The following is a 13,169-nucleotide window of genomic DNA, read 5'->3' as shown; positions in this document are numbered from 1 at the left end:
AGCGCAGCGAGGTGGAGTCGTGAGTTCCATCCACCCGGACGTGCAGGCAGCCTTGGACGCCGCCCGCGATCTGCGGCACCGGATCGCCGAGATGCGGGAAAAGATCGATAACATTCGCGCCCGCAGGCCCTCGCCGAGCGGCGCGGTCATCCCGGAGGTCGACGCGATGGGCAGGCTGACCGATCTCTACCTGGCGCCGGGCACCGTCGCGCGGCTCAGCAGCCCGGAACTGGTGGCCGAGATCATGGCCGCCATCCGGGAGAGCACCGCGGACGCCGCGCGGCAGTACCAAAGCGTCATGGAGGTCCCCGTCGACGAAACCGAGCCGGTTGCCACTGTTTCGGGGCAGCCCGGATGACCGAGCCCGCCCCGGAGGTCACCGTCGCGGACACGGTGCGGTGGCTGCACGACGAAGGGCTGGTACGTCTGGCCGGGGTAACGGACGGTATCTCGGAGACGATCGTCGCCTACACCATCGATGTCGCCACCGGAACCGTCTCCGCCCACCCGGCGACCGGAGGTGGTGTCGGGGCGGACGTTGTGTCGCTGGCCGCCGACGATCTGCCCTACCCGGTCGGCACCGCCAGACGGCTGGTGGTCGTCGGTGTCACGTCCACGGATGCGGTGCTCGTGATCGATCTGGCGGCCACCCTGACGATCGCGATCAACGCCGACCATCCCGCGCAGGTGGCCAGGTCCTGGGTGCTGCAACTGCTGCTGAATCCCGAGATCACAATTACTACCAACAGCGCCGACGTCGCGATCGGCACCAGCGCCCGGCTGCGGCAGAGTTTCATCCCGGGCGGCGGTGCGACCCTGGTCAACGTAGACGACACGCGCCCGCCGGTCACGGCGGTGACCTTGAACGCGACCACGGACGGTCCCGATCATCTCGACGTCGCCGCGGACGGTACCGGCGAGATGTATCTCGGTGCCCGGTTCTGGCAGATGCGCCAGATCATGCGCATCGAGGACGCCGCCTGGTCCGTGCTCGCGGCACGCCTGGATTCGGCGGCCGACGATTCCGACCATTCTCTCGATCCCCAGTCCGGCGAACGATTCTCGGAGAGCAGCCGATGACCGACATGCATCCTTTTCAGATGGACGACTTCGACATCGACGATGACGATGAGCGGGAAGCCGACACACCGGACTGGCGGAACCTGACCTACGAGGTGTTCAACCCCGACCACAGCGTCGGCGTCGGATGCGACCGGGACGGGGAGATCATCGGCCTGTACATCACCGACGACGCTCGTGACAACGGCGACGACTGGTTGGCGTCCCAGATTGTCAAGCTCGCGCGACTGGCGCATGCGAAGTCGCGCGTCGGCCTGCGGGCCGAGATGGAGTACAAGGGCACCCGTTCCTACACGATCGACTCGTTCGACCTTCCGACCGAGGCGTCGTACCGCGCCATGGAGGAGGCCGAGTTCCGGCGCGATACCTGAGCGCAGACCGCCGTAGCCGGCGAGATAGGACAGCGACATGACCGACAAATTCGATACCGACGACCCGGACGAGGTGGTCGCCGCCGCGCGCAAGTTCCGAACCGCGATCACCACGGTGGGCGGCCAAGTCGCGACGATCAGCGATGGCTTCGTCGCGCCCCGACGGCCCGAATCGGAGATCGATCGGCAACTCGTGGCGCTCACGCACCGGATGCGGGCCATGTTCAAGCGCGCGGAACGGGCAAACGGACGCCGCGTGGACGCGGCGACTCAGGTCACCGCCCAGGTGTCCTACACCCATGGCGACGCCGATCGCGCAGGTGCGGCCGAGGTGCGTCGTCGGACCCGATCCATCTGATTCGCTGATGGAACCGGAGCGCAGCAGTCCGTACTGGGACGCGATCGTCGGCGACAACTGGCCGGTGATCTCGCCGGGGGACTGGAATGCGCTGGAACGTCTCGCGCGGGACGGTGCGGGGGCGTTGGACTTGCTCGACGCCGACAGCAAACGCCGCGAGTTCGACGAGCGGGTCCGCTCCAGTGCCGGTCTGCAACCGGTCAAGGACGACATGCTGCGGCAGAGAATGAACCCGCAGTCGTTCGCGGACGCCTTGGAGGCCGCCGCGGACACCTTCCGGGATTTCTCGGACCTGGTGTACCGGACCCGCAACAAGATCCTGGACATCGTGGACGAAACCACGTCGAGGATCAACCAGACCAAACGCGCGGCCGCCGCGGAGGACGACGAATCCGACGCCCAGGCCATTCGCAGCCGAATTCCCGGCATGATCGCCGCCGCCAGGGACGACGTGGAGGATGTCGTCCGGGCAGCGCTCGGCTCGATCAACCCGCAGGGCCTGCCCAGTCTCGGCTTGATCGCCGACGCGCTGGGACAGCCGGGACCTTGGGCGCCCGGCAACGAAGGAGACACCGACGACTATCCAGAGCACCGGCAGGCCGGAGACCACTCCGGTGCTCCGCGTGATGACGGACCGCAAGGGACGAATCGACCGAAGGACGTTTCTCCGGTCCCGCTGTTGCCGAAGGTCGTCGCCGACGAGCCTGCCGCCGATCCGGTCGACCCGCTCCTGCCCGGTGACGAACTCAGGGAGCAGCCGAATTCCCTTCCTGCCGATGAACCTTCGGCCGGTCCGCCTTCACCGACAAGTTCCGAGCCCACGCAATACCCGCCTGGTGGGACAACGCCTGTCCCCGTGAGCCCCGTGCCCGGCGCGGTGTCCGACGACGGCACGGGCCTGCCGTCCGCGGCCGGAACGCCTCGTACGCAGGTCACGGACACCGAGCCCGTAGCCGCCGATCGGGATGTCCAGACCGACGGCGACCAGCAGGATGAGTCGGCTTCGGAGGGCAGCGACCCGGATCGAAGGGATCCGGATGCCTCGATCGATGGCTCGGAACCCGGCTCCGACGACCGATCCACGACCGCGTCGGCAACGGAAGCGCCCGAGGCAGCCGGGCCGGAGCGGTACGCCGCTTCCTCGGTGACCGTGTCCGACCAAAGTGCGTCACCGCCGATGCCATACGTCCTTCCGCCACCCCTCGTAGCGCCTCCGCACCTCGCGCCATCGGCACCGGCGGCATCGGTCAATCCGCCGGGGCCGGCGGTCTCCGCTCCGGCGGCACAGGCGGGTCCAGGTGCGCCGCAAGTGCAGGCCAAGCAGGCGACGCCCCCGAGCGAAGCACGCGGACCGGCCGTCGCGCCCAAGATCACGGTGGGCACCGCCGGTCCGCCCCCAGGTTCGGGCGGCGCTGTCAAGGCGCCTCCGCCGGAACGGACCGAGCAGCGCGCGAATGCCGACCGGGATGAGACCGACGGCAGCGACGATTCGATCCGCGCTGTGGTCGGCGCCGCCATGACGTCGGCAGCGGCCCCGGCATTCGTACTGGGTGAGCGGGTGGACGGCGACCTGGTGCTGGCACGCACGCTGCTGAGCGGCGTCCTGGCGGCAGGGGGCGACGCGGTGCTCGGCCTCGGCTGGGCGGTTTCGGTGATGCGCCATCAAAGCGGTATCAGCGCGTTCGTCACCTCGAACGAGGGCCGCGGCTGGCTGCCCGCCGGGCTGTACCTGCCGCGCGAGCTTTCGACTCCCTGGGTATGGGAGGTTTCCGAAGGACAGGCATGGGAGGGTGTGGCCGACCCCGCGCGCGTGCTGGCGGAGTTCGCGATCGCGTGGGGACGTAAGTCCGGCGCTCGGTTGACCGCCGTCGTCGCGTCGGGAGAAATCGACGCCGAGTTGCGGCGGCAGTTGGGCGAAGTGCCGATCGAGGGTGAAGTGACCGCCTCGTCGGCGATGGACTTCAGCGCTCCGAGGCCGAGTCTGGTCGACCGTCTCGAACTGGTGGGGGCCCCGGCGCTGGTGCAGCGGGCCGTGACGACACCGGAAGCGGAAATCGCCGGGCGCCGCTGGGACTTGGCGTCGGATGCGCACGTTCGCGTGCACAAGGCCGGTCTCGGCTCTCCGGCCGCGCTGGGTGCGCCCGCTGTCCGCGAGCGGATCCTCACCGCGCTGCGGCAGCGACGCGAGGTGCCGCAGGAGTGGTGGGAAGAACTCCGGGACGCCGACGACCTGCTCACGGCGACGATGCTGTCGCGGCGCGCCGATGTGTCCAGAGTCGCGCTGGGGGAGTTGCGCGCCGAACAATCCGACGGACGCTTCGCATCGGAGATGAGCGCACTGCGCGCCATGGTGTTCGAGCGGCGGTGCGACGAACTGGTGTTGCTGCTGGAGGAGGCCGCGACACGCCAGAGTTTGCGCGACGCGATGTATGCGCACGCCCAGGTCGTGGGCCACCCGTCGTTCATCGCTCCGGCTCCCGCTCCCACCGGCGGTCCGGCTCGCCGCCCGACCATCACGGCGGGGCCGAGCCGCTGAGCAGGTCTGAGCCATCGCCTCGATACGTCGAAACCAATGAGGGGAAAGACGTGGTGCCCCTCGGCGCGTCGGTCACGACAATCGGCTCCCCATGTCTGGGAAGGATCGACAATAGGGGAACGTGTGGTGGGAAAGGATCTGATCGAGCATGCCGAACAGCATGGAAATCGACCCTGCGGTTTTGCGTCAGCTGGCCGACCAACACGACCGGGTCGCGCGTGACACGCGGGAATGGGCCAAACCGCCCGCGGACTGGCTCGCCAACTTCCTGCCCACCTACGGCAAGATCGCCTATCCGGTCTACGAAGCGCTGGAGCGGTACTACGACGCCCGGCAGCGTGCGGGCGAGGCGCTGGCCAGCGAGCACGAGCGCACTCGTGACTCGTTGCGTGCGTCCGCGGACGCTTATGAGCAGTCCGACGAGGATTTCGCCTCGCACATCCGACAGGTGGGCGGCGTCACCGATCAACCGTCCCTGACGGCGCCGGTCGGAAGCTCGACCGATCCGCTGGGTTCGAGCGGGCCGACGTCGCCGTCTACCACCGTGCCCGGTGGGCCGTCCGATGCGCCCATCTCGGCCGGTCCCACTTCGGCCGGTCCCACTTCCGTCGGACCCGATGGCACTCAGAACAACCCGCTCGGTACCTCGCCCGGCGGGCCGAATGGGGCGTCACCGTCGGGTACGGGTGTGCCCGGCGCGACTGCCATGCCGACGGAATCTGTCAGCACCAACGGCACACCGAACGCGACCGGGACGACACCGGGTGGACCGTCCAGCACCAGCGTGACGTCGCCGACGACAGGAGGCATGCCGCCCGCTGGGGTGGGGCCGCTCAATTCCGGCGCGGAGGACCGTGGTTCGACACAGCCGCCCAGCGGTGCCACGGGCCGGTCGGACCTGCCCCCCATGCCCGTACCGGTCTCGAGTCCCTTCGCCGCCGCTGTCGCCTCGGCGAAGGACAAGGAGGCCGAGCCGTCGTACATGGTGGGCAACCAGGTGAACGACGATCTGGTACTCGCCAGGACGCTGCTCGGCAGCGTGCTCGCCGCAGTGGATTCTCCGGTGGGCATGGCCTGGGCGGTATCGGTGATGCGTGGTCCGGGGGGCACTGGCATTTTCATCACCTCGAACGAAGGCCGTGGCTGGCTGCCCGCCGGATTGTTCCTGCCTCGTGAGGTCTCTACCCCGTGGAACTGGGACGAATTGCTCACAGCCGACGACGGCAGCGGATCGCCGTGGGAGGGCGTCACGGACCCGGCTCGGGTATTGGCGGAATTCGGCTTGGCATGGGGTGCGAAGGCGAACGCGCAATTGTCGGCCCTCGTGTCGTCCGGACCGATCGATCCCGGCCTGCGTTCCCGCTTCGGTGAGGCGGCGATGGAAGGGCTCGTCGGCCCCTCCTACGACGTCGACCTGCGCGAGTTCACCCCGGACACCGCCGACCGCCTCGGTCTGACCGGTTCTATCGCGGGACTGGAACATGTCTCGTCGGTACCCGACGCGCAGGTGGTCTCCCGCTGTGTGGAACTCGCCGCGGATGCCCACGGGCAAGTCGGACGCTCCGGATCGGTACCCGCGGAAGCGGCCACGTCGCGCCGGGTTCGCGAACGGATTCTCGCCGAACTGCAATCCGGGAAGACAGTGCCACGCGAACTGTGGGACGAACTGCGCGACGCCGACGATCTGCTGGCGGCTTCGATGCTCGGGCAGCGGGTCGACGTGGGCCGGGTGGAGATCGGGCAGCTGCGGCTCGACGCCGGCGTTTCCCCGTTGCGCAGCATGGTCTTCGAGCGCCGTTGCAACGAGCTGTTGCTGCTGCTGGCGAACGAACCGAGCAGGCAGACGCTGCGTGACGCCGTCTACGCGCACGAACAGATCACGCAGCATCCGCAGTTCGTCTCGACACCGGCACCCGTGTCCACCGCCGTGCAGCCCGAGCGCGTCACGCGGCCGACGGTTCCCTCGGTCACCGCGCCCGACGTCGCAGGCGGGCCGCCGCCCGGTATCGTGGTCGCGCCGACGACATCACCTCCGTCGGTGGCGCCGCCGGAGCGGTCGTGAAGGTGACTCGAAGGTAAGAGATCCGGCGATCCGGGTCACGGCACGGTGGTTCCTTCGGTGCCGCGACCTGGATCGCACGCGATTCCGGTAGGACGGCCCTAGCGGCGCGATTCCGTGTGTTCGCAGCTTCAACCGGAATCGTGGCCGGTGTTCGCACGAGAGGCTTGGGGGAAGATAGCCGATCCTGTTACGGTAGCCGCCGCCGGATAGCGGAATCCGACGGTACGGCATGAGCTATGACAACTGGTCAACAGCATCGGCCAGGCACAGCGGACCGGAACGGTCTGCGCTGGTGATCGCTGCGAGACCGACATCGAGTCGCCCGGGGCGACCCGCACGATCTGCCCGACCGTTCAGGTTCAGTCCATCTCGGGCTGCGCGCCCGAGGCAACGTCAGGAGTACACCTTCCGGAGCGCACTGACTCGGCGCAGACTTCGCGTAACGTGCTAACGCCCCTGCGGGCCGTCCGCTCAGCCGTTCGATACGGCTACGCCTCGATGACTTGACCTGCCTCTTGGTCCACTTCGTCATCGACGGCTGCATCCTGCGGGGCATCTCCTCGACCCGGCCGATCGGTCGGCGAGCCGTCTCTGGTCCGCCGAGCCGGGATCACACCGGGCACCGAGGCAACTGCGGGAGCCGCGTTTTGCTCGCCGGGCGGCGCGGTATTCGCAGCCGGAGCCGCATTGGGGTCGCCGGGCTGCGGGGCGGCCGGTTGAGCATTCGGATTCCCCGGGGGCGGCACGGTGGCTGCGTTCTGGTTGGCCGGCGGAGTCTGGCCAGGTTGTCCGGGAGCGCCGTTGTTCCGGTTCTCCTCGGCCTTCTTGGCCTTGTCCTCTTCGGCTTTCTGCATCATTTCCGGTATCTGCTGGACCAGCGGCATCGCCGCCATCGGCAGCATCGCGAGCATCGGAAGCAGGGAGGCCAAGCTACTCGCTATATCGCCGCCTCCACCGCCACCGCCGGTCGCGCCGCCACCCCCGCCGGCCTGGCCGCCACCGGAGTTGTTCTTTCCACCGCCGTTAGCCATGTCCTCGTTGAGGTCGGCGATCGCGGTGACCTTGTCGTAGACCGCTTCCACGGCGGCGGCGACCGCCTTGAGCAGGGGAAGCTCCTGCGCGGGCTTGAGTTTGGCGGTGCCCGCCGCCTTCAGCTTGGCGTTGAGTTCGGTCACGATGGTTTTGATGGAGCGCAGGGCCTGAACTTGTTCGGCGGCTACCGTGACGGAGGTCTTGACGACCTGATCGTCCATCTGCAACAGCTTCAGCTGCCTGGCCTCGACTTTGTCGATGGTCTTGCGGTATTCGTCGTCCGCCTCGCCTTTACCGAGAGTTTCGTAGATCGCGGGCTTGAGCAGGTCGTCGACTTTCGGCGGGGGAGTCGTCATGCCGCGGCCGAGCAGATCTACCGCGGTCTGAATGGCGGTGTCCGCCAATGCGATGAAGGCACGCAACCCTTCCGAGGCACCGGGTGGGCAATGCAAGTCGACCAACCAGAAATGCTTGGCTTCGGCAGCCGCACTGGCCAGGGGGGTGGACGCCAGCACCGACGCCTTCTTCGCTGTGGTATCCGCCGCAATTGGTGCCATACCGTCGCCACCGCCTCTCAGAAGTCACACCCATTGTCCCGGCTTCTCAAACTTGGGAAGTAGTCCATAGTTCGATTACCCACCCATGAATGGGAATACGACCGATCCGGTGGAGACGACACAATAGCTGAAAAGTGTGAGAGGCGGTCGGTGATGAGCGATGGCGAGTCGGTCGAATGGCACCTGCACTGACTGACGACCTGGACGGAGTACTTCGATCGCTGGTCGCCCTATATGGCGACGGTCAGCCCGCCGGCCAGGCGGCGAGCGTGACCCAGGCGATCGCCGCTGACATGCGTGCTCATTCCGGGGCGGTGGCGTTACGATACGGCGAGGCGCAGGGGATGCAGCTGTCGATCGCGGAATCGCATGCGGGCAAGGACAGCATCGTCAGCAAAGCCGTGGGCGAGTCCGGCGACGGAACGGTCAACGGCCGTGGCCGCCTGACCAACCACATCGCGGACTTCCAGGCCCGCATGCAGGCGATCGCCTCGGTGGGCGATACCCGATTCAGCGGTCCCGCACTGCTCGCTGCCGCGCAGACCACCATCTCCAATGCCACGAAGCAGGTCGATGCCGACGTCGCAGCCGCGCGGCAGCAAGCCTCGCAGATCATGCCGCCCGCGACGCCGCCGACCCGGCAGGCCAGGCACGGCGGCGTGCCGCGCAGGCGGCGGCGTACCAGGTCCAGGGCTAGGTCCAGGTCCGCTTCTCGGCTGCGCCGCGACGGCATGGTGCGCTCGGACGGGACGAAGGGCGGGAACGCGGTGCTGGCCGCCAGCAAATGGCTAGGCACGGACTATGTCTGGGGCGGCGGCGGCGCTGGTGGCCCGAGTGGCGGCGGCTTCGACTGCTCGGGCCTGACACAGTACGCGATCGCCCAGGCCAGTAACGGTGAAGTGGTGCTGCCCCGCACTACATACGAGCAGATCTACAGCGGGGTTCGGGTGCACCCGGACGACGTACGTGCTGGAGACCTGGTGTTTCCTGGCTCATCCTTCAGCACCAGAGGACCGGAGCACGTGCAGCTCGCCGCAGGCAACGGCATGGTCATAGAGGCGCCGTACACCGGCTCGGTGGTGAAGTGGTCACGCATGGACAGCAACTCCGTCGTCGTGCGAGTGCTGTGACAGGGTGACCATGGGGAGGAACACGGCGTGGCCATAGACCTTCCCAGCGAGGTCGCGTTCTTCCTGAACCTATGCGGCGTCCCCTACCCGGACATCAACGAAGACGATGTGCGCGCCCTTGCCGAGTACGTCCGATCCTTCGCCGAACAGGTGCAGGAAACACACGCCTCGGCTACCGGCGTGATCAATCAGATGGGCGACTTCTATTCGGGCGAGTCGTATCAGCAGCTGCTCGCTACCTGGGCGGGCATGAGCGCCACCCACATGCGGCAACTCGACAGTGCGTGCGAGATCGTCGGGCAGGCACTCGACGCGGCGGCGACGGTCATCACTGTGGTGAAGGTCGTCGTGCTGGCCGAACTCGCCGCGCTGGCCGCGGCCTATACCTCGATCCTGCTGACACCACCGCTCGCGCCTTCCGCGCCCTTGGTGGCCGCCGCGGCGCGCAGGCTGTGCGAGGAGATGTCGCAGTACCTGATCGGCTACATCATCGCCGAGGTCATCGGCAAGGCGATCGAACCGCTCGAGCAGGCCATCGAAGACATGGTCAAAGGCGTCGTCTACGACGCCACTCGCGATGCGCTCGATGTCCCGTCCTCGGGCCGGCCCCCGCCGTTGCACATGGAGCCCGACGCGGTGCAGCACTTCGCCAAGGTGCTCGACGACCACGCCGACGACATCTTGCAGCACGCGGCGACGTTCGCCGAAAACGTGTCGACACTCGACTTCACCACGCGATCGCGAATCGACCCCACCGAGTACTCGGCTGTGCCGGACGCGAAGCCGCCTGTCGGTCCCACCGCACCCGTCGGCGAAGCCGCGTTGCGCCCGCGTGATCACTTCGAGTCACGGGTCGATCCGAACCCTCCGGTCCGGCCGAGCGACTCCGCCGACAACCCCCACGACGCGCGCGTCCCGGTTGCCGCGAACGCGGCCGGCGCGGGGGAGAAGGCTGCTGGCGTCGCGGGCGATCCGGGTGCACGGAACGGCGCCATGGACTCGTCGGCTCCGCGGGCGGCGGCGGAGCACCGCAACTCGATCACGGACGCCGCGCGAAACGCGCCGGTGTCGGGTGGGATTCCGAACAGCCCGGCTGCGGATGCGGCGGGACGACCGCCGGGAACCGGGACTCCGCATTCGGTGTCCGCGGTCGCCGCTTCCGACAGCGGAACAGTGGCGGCCCCTCGTGCGGGAGTCGACGATTCGGTGAGGTCGGCGCATGAGACGGGGATCCACCGGCCCGGCTCGGCAGCCGAATCCGCCTCGCTCGCGGGGTACCCGGCGGTCGAGGGCTCGATTCAGGGCGGACCACTGGGCGCCGCGCCCATCCCGCAGCAGAGCACAGGGGCTGCGACCACCCCTTGGAGGCGCACCGGGGAGCAGTCGGCTACCTCGAATGCCCTGCCGCTCAGAGCCGAACGTCCGGGGAAGGTCGCTCGGAAAGGGCGTCGGCCCGCGGTCACGCCATGGGCCGCAGCGCGCCGCGCCCGCGAGGTTCCCGCCGTGGTGCACGCTCCCGTCGTCGATCGGCCCCCGCTGCCCGCGATACGGGAGAAGGACACCGAAACGGGCAGCGCAGAGAACGCCGGTCCGGGTCACGCGCAGCCTGCGCCTTCGACGGTCACGGCCCCGCCTTCCGATCGCATGAACTCACTCGGTCCCCAGGCTGGGGAGGCGCGATCCACCGCCCGGTAGGGCACGCGAAAAAGACCCGTTCCCAGCGGCGGGAACGGGTCTCGAAGTCGAAGTCCGTGAGAGTGGTAAACGTAGTCGGCAACCCGGAGGTTTCTGTACACCTCGGGTCTCCTACCCCCACAACGGCCGGTGACCTGCCGGTGCCACCGGCCGCTGCTTTGGGTTCAGATCGTCGGGATGAGGGACCGGCGATCTGTGTTCAGACAGTACCCTCTTCTGTCGGAACGTTCAATAGTGTGCACCTAAATAGCGGCAAGAAATTTTCGGAAGGTTCGGTGACCTGCTTGTGCGGCGGCTGGAGGAACCGGATCGCGGCTGGCCAGCCGCCGCCGAAGGGTCGTCTGCAGGGGGATGATCGCCGACCCCGAAGTAAACATACCGTTAACTGACGGCACGTTCAAAATTGGCATGTCGATGGGCCGGAACTGGGGTGCGCCGCCGCCGGGGCCACTTCCCATAGTTGGGAAGGCGTCGAGTCCTGAGCGTGACCACCGGAATCTATCGTTCGAGCAGGCTAGTTCGGCGGAAGGGAAGTCCGAGTGTCAGCGGCCGAGGACGCGTTCTACACGGGTGTTCAGAATCTTGGGTTGGTCGCCGGTGGCGTGCGCAACGAACAGCACGCGGCGGCGGCGTTTCGGGCCGCCACCGACCTCGACCCGGACATGTGCGATGCCTGGCTCGGGCGCGCTATGGCGGGGGAGGTCACCTCTGAGGTGATCTACGGTGCCTATCGGTCGGTGCACAACCTCTATCGCGACCAGCAGCGAGCGGGTCTGGTAGACCGCGCCCTGTGGTGCCAGGTCGAAATCGGCATGTACGGGCTGCGTGTCGCGATGGCCGATCGCGACCAGATCGCGATTGCGCAGGCTTGCTCGTATGCCGAAGGCGGTGAATGGCAGGAAGCGGCGGCGATTCTCGATGAGGTCCCCAGCGACGATGTCGCGGATTTCGTGCGCATGTCGCTGTTCTTCCGGACGAAGCAGTGGCCGGAGGTGCTCGCCGCGCGCACGGCGCGGCCGGTGCTGGAAGACGGCCTGCTGGATATCGCCGCCGAGCTGATGGCCGCCCAGTCGCTGGCGCACCTCGGGCGCTTCGGTGAGGCCATGCCACGCGCGCAGCGGATCGTGGAGGACAGCTCGTCGGGCAATCTGTCCTACATCTGGGCCGATGCCCACTTCCTGCTCGGCATGCTGATGCGGCACAACGGCGATCACGACGCCGCCGACAAGATCCTCAACGGACTGCAAGGATCGGCGCTGTGGCCCGAGCGCGAGGAATGGCAGCGCGCCGTCCGGGACAAGTCCTACCGGTTCGAGGTCGCCACCGCCGAACTCATCGCCTCCCGGACGAACAAGTGGGACCCGAAGACGGGTGACGACCCCCGCGAAGCGGCCGCCAACGCGGCCCGCGCCGAACGTGAGAGTCTCCTTACGGAGGCTTCGGATCTGCTGCAGGCGCAGATCGGCATGGATTCGGTCAAAGAGCAGGTCGACCGGCTCAAGTCCGGTGTGCTGATGGACCAGGTTCGCGCCAAGCGCGGCCTCGCCGTGGATTCGAAATCGCAGCACCTGATTTTCTCCGGTCCTCCCGGCACGGGTAAGACGACCATCGCTCGCGTGATCGCCAAGATCTTCGCCGGCCTGGGCGTCGTCGAGAACGCCGACGTCATCGAGGTATCCCGCAATGACATGGTCGGCACCCATCTGGGTCACACGGCGCCCAAGACCAACGCGCTGATCGACTCGGCGCTCGGCGGTGTGCTGTTCATCGACGAGGCGTACACGCTGATCCAGGAAGGCCTTTCCGGCGGGGACGCGTTCGGCAAGGAAGCGGTCGACACGCTGCTGGCCCGGATGGAGAACGACCGCGACAAGCTCGTCGTGATCATCGCCGGATACGAGGACCAGATCGACCGGTTCCTCGCGTCCAACGACGGTCTGGCCTCCCGTTTCACCAAGCGCATCCGTTTCGCCAGCTACGACGCCGATGAACTGGTGCAGATCGCCGAGCACATCGCGCAGAAGAAGGATTCGATACTGTCCGAGCAGGCGCGCGAGGTGCTGCGGCTGCGGTGTGAGGAATTGGCGGGACAGACCAAGAACGGTCGTCGGCTGATCGACCTGGCAGGCAACGGCCGCTTCGTCCGCAACGTGGTCGAGGCCGCCGAAGCCGAGCGTGACTACCGCTTCACCAGGGAAAACGTCGACATCGCCGCGATGACCGATGAGGAACTCATGACGATCGACGCGTTCGACGTCACCGCGGCACTGGAGGGTCTGGCGCCGAGCACGCGGGTGTGAGGCGTCCGCTGATCCAGTATTCCCGATGCTGGAATGAAGGTCGTAGCC

The 13,169-nt window shown here is 67.6% G+C and carries 10 protein-coding genes; 9 read left to right on the top strand and 1 reads right to left on the bottom strand.

Going from position 1 to position 13,169, the window contains the following annotated elements:
• Positions 1-19: 19 nt before the first annotated feature.
• The 6 genes from K8O92_01405 to K8O92_01380 all read left to right on the top strand — a co-directional run bounded on the left by K8O92_01405 (position 20) and on the right by K8O92_01380 (position 6,407).
• The gene (locus K8O92_01405; protein UAK32719.1) at positions 20-358 is read left to right on the top strand and encodes a YbaB/EbfC family nucleoid-associated protein; all 339 of its coding nucleotides are present in this window, start codon (positions 20-22) and stop codon (positions 356-358) included.
• On the top strand, positions 355-1,080 hold the full coding sequence (locus K8O92_01400; protein UAK32718.1) for a hypothetical protein: 726 nt from the start codon (positions 355-357) through the stop codon (positions 1,078-1,080). Before K8O92_01405 ends, K8O92_01400 begins: the two co-directional genes overlap by 4 nt.
• Positions 1,081-1,100: 20 nt before the next feature.
• Positions 1,101-1,451: a hypothetical protein gene (locus K8O92_01395; protein UAK35371.1), complete on the top strand. Its 351-nt coding sequence runs from the start codon at positions 1,101-1,103 to the stop codon at positions 1,449-1,451.
• A gap of 37 nt (positions 1,452-1,488) precedes the next feature.
• Positions 1,489-1,809: a hypothetical protein gene (locus K8O92_01390; GenBank protein UAK32717.1), complete on the top strand. Its 321-nt coding sequence runs from the start codon at positions 1,489-1,491 to the stop codon at positions 1,807-1,809.
• A 7-nt stretch (positions 1,810-1,816) separates the two neighbouring features.
• Positions 1,817-4,345: a hypothetical protein gene (locus K8O92_01385; GenBank protein ID UAK32716.1), complete on the top strand. Its 2,529-nt coding sequence runs from the start codon at positions 1,817-1,819 to the stop codon at positions 4,343-4,345.
• Between the two features lie 148 nt (positions 4,346-4,493).
• Positions 4,494-6,407 carry a hypothetical protein gene (locus tag K8O92_01380; protein UAK32715.1) on the top strand — a complete coding sequence of 638 codons (1,914 nt, stop codon included), beginning with the start codon at positions 4,494-4,496 and terminating at the stop codon, positions 6,405-6,407.
• Between the two features lie 488 nt (positions 6,408-6,895).
• Here the strand turns inward: K8O92_01380 and K8O92_01375 are convergent, their stop codons facing one another.
• Positions 6,896-7,996 (bottom strand): hypothetical protein, encoded by a 1,101-nt coding sequence (locus K8O92_01375; GenBank protein UAK32714.1) that lies wholly within the window; start codon positions 7,994-7,996, stop codon positions 6,896-6,898.
• A gap of 176 nt (positions 7,997-8,172) precedes the next feature.
• Between K8O92_01375 and K8O92_01370 the strand changes: the two genes are divergently transcribed.
• From K8O92_01370 to eccA, 3 genes are all read left to right on the top strand, one after another.
• Entirely contained in the window at positions 8,173-9,126 is a 954-nt protein-coding gene (locus K8O92_01370; protein ID UAK32713.1) for a C40 family peptidase, read from the top strand.
• A 27-nt stretch (positions 9,127-9,153) separates the two neighbouring features.
• Positions 9,154-10,821, top strand: coding sequence for a hypothetical protein (locus K8O92_01365; GenBank protein UAK32712.1), 1,668 nt, complete (start codon positions 9,154-9,156; stop codon positions 10,819-10,821).
• Between the two features lie 539 nt (positions 10,822-11,360).
• On the top strand, positions 11,361-13,121 hold the full coding sequence (eccA, locus tag K8O92_01360; protein UAK32711.1) for a type VII secretion AAA-ATPase EccA: 1,761 nt from the start codon (positions 11,361-11,363) through the stop codon (positions 13,119-13,121).
• The last annotated feature ends 48 nt before the right edge of the window (positions 13,122-13,169 follow it).

Origin of the sequence: Nocardia asteroides (genome assembly GCA_019930625.1) — a bacterium.
Lineage (GTDB): Bacteria > Actinomycetota > Actinomycetes > Mycobacteriales > Mycobacteriaceae > Nocardia > Nocardia sputi.
This window is presented reverse-complemented; position numbering and strand designations above follow the sequence as displayed.

What these genes read in the sequence shown, in the direction of transcription:
- K8O92_01390 (UAK32717.1), top strand. Translation starts at nt 1,489, where the DNA reads ATGACCGACAAATTCGATACCGACGACCCGGACGAGGTGGTCGCCGCC.
- K8O92_01370 (UAK32713.1), top strand. Translation starts at nt 8,173, where the DNA reads ATGGCACCTGCACTGACTGACGACCTGGACGGAGTACTTCGATCGCTG.
- K8O92_01375 (UAK32714.1), bottom strand. Translation starts at nt 7,996, where the DNA reads ATGGCACCAATTGCGGCGGATACCACAGCGAAGAAGGCGTCGGTGCTG.
- K8O92_01400 (UAK32718.1), top strand. Translation starts at nt 355, where the DNA reads ATGACCGAGCCCGCCCCGGAGGTCACCGTCGCGGACACGGTGCGGTGG.
- K8O92_01395 (UAK35371.1), top strand. Translation starts at nt 1,101, where the DNA reads ATGGACGACTTCGACATCGACGATGACGATGAGCGGGAAGCCGACACA.
- K8O92_01380 (UAK32715.1), top strand. Translation starts at nt 4,494, where the DNA reads ATGCCGAACAGCATGGAAATCGACCCTGCGGTTTTGCGTCAGCTGGCC.
- K8O92_01385 (UAK32716.1), top strand. Translation starts at nt 1,817, where the DNA reads ATGGAACCGGAGCGCAGCAGTCCGTACTGGGACGCGATCGTCGGCGAC.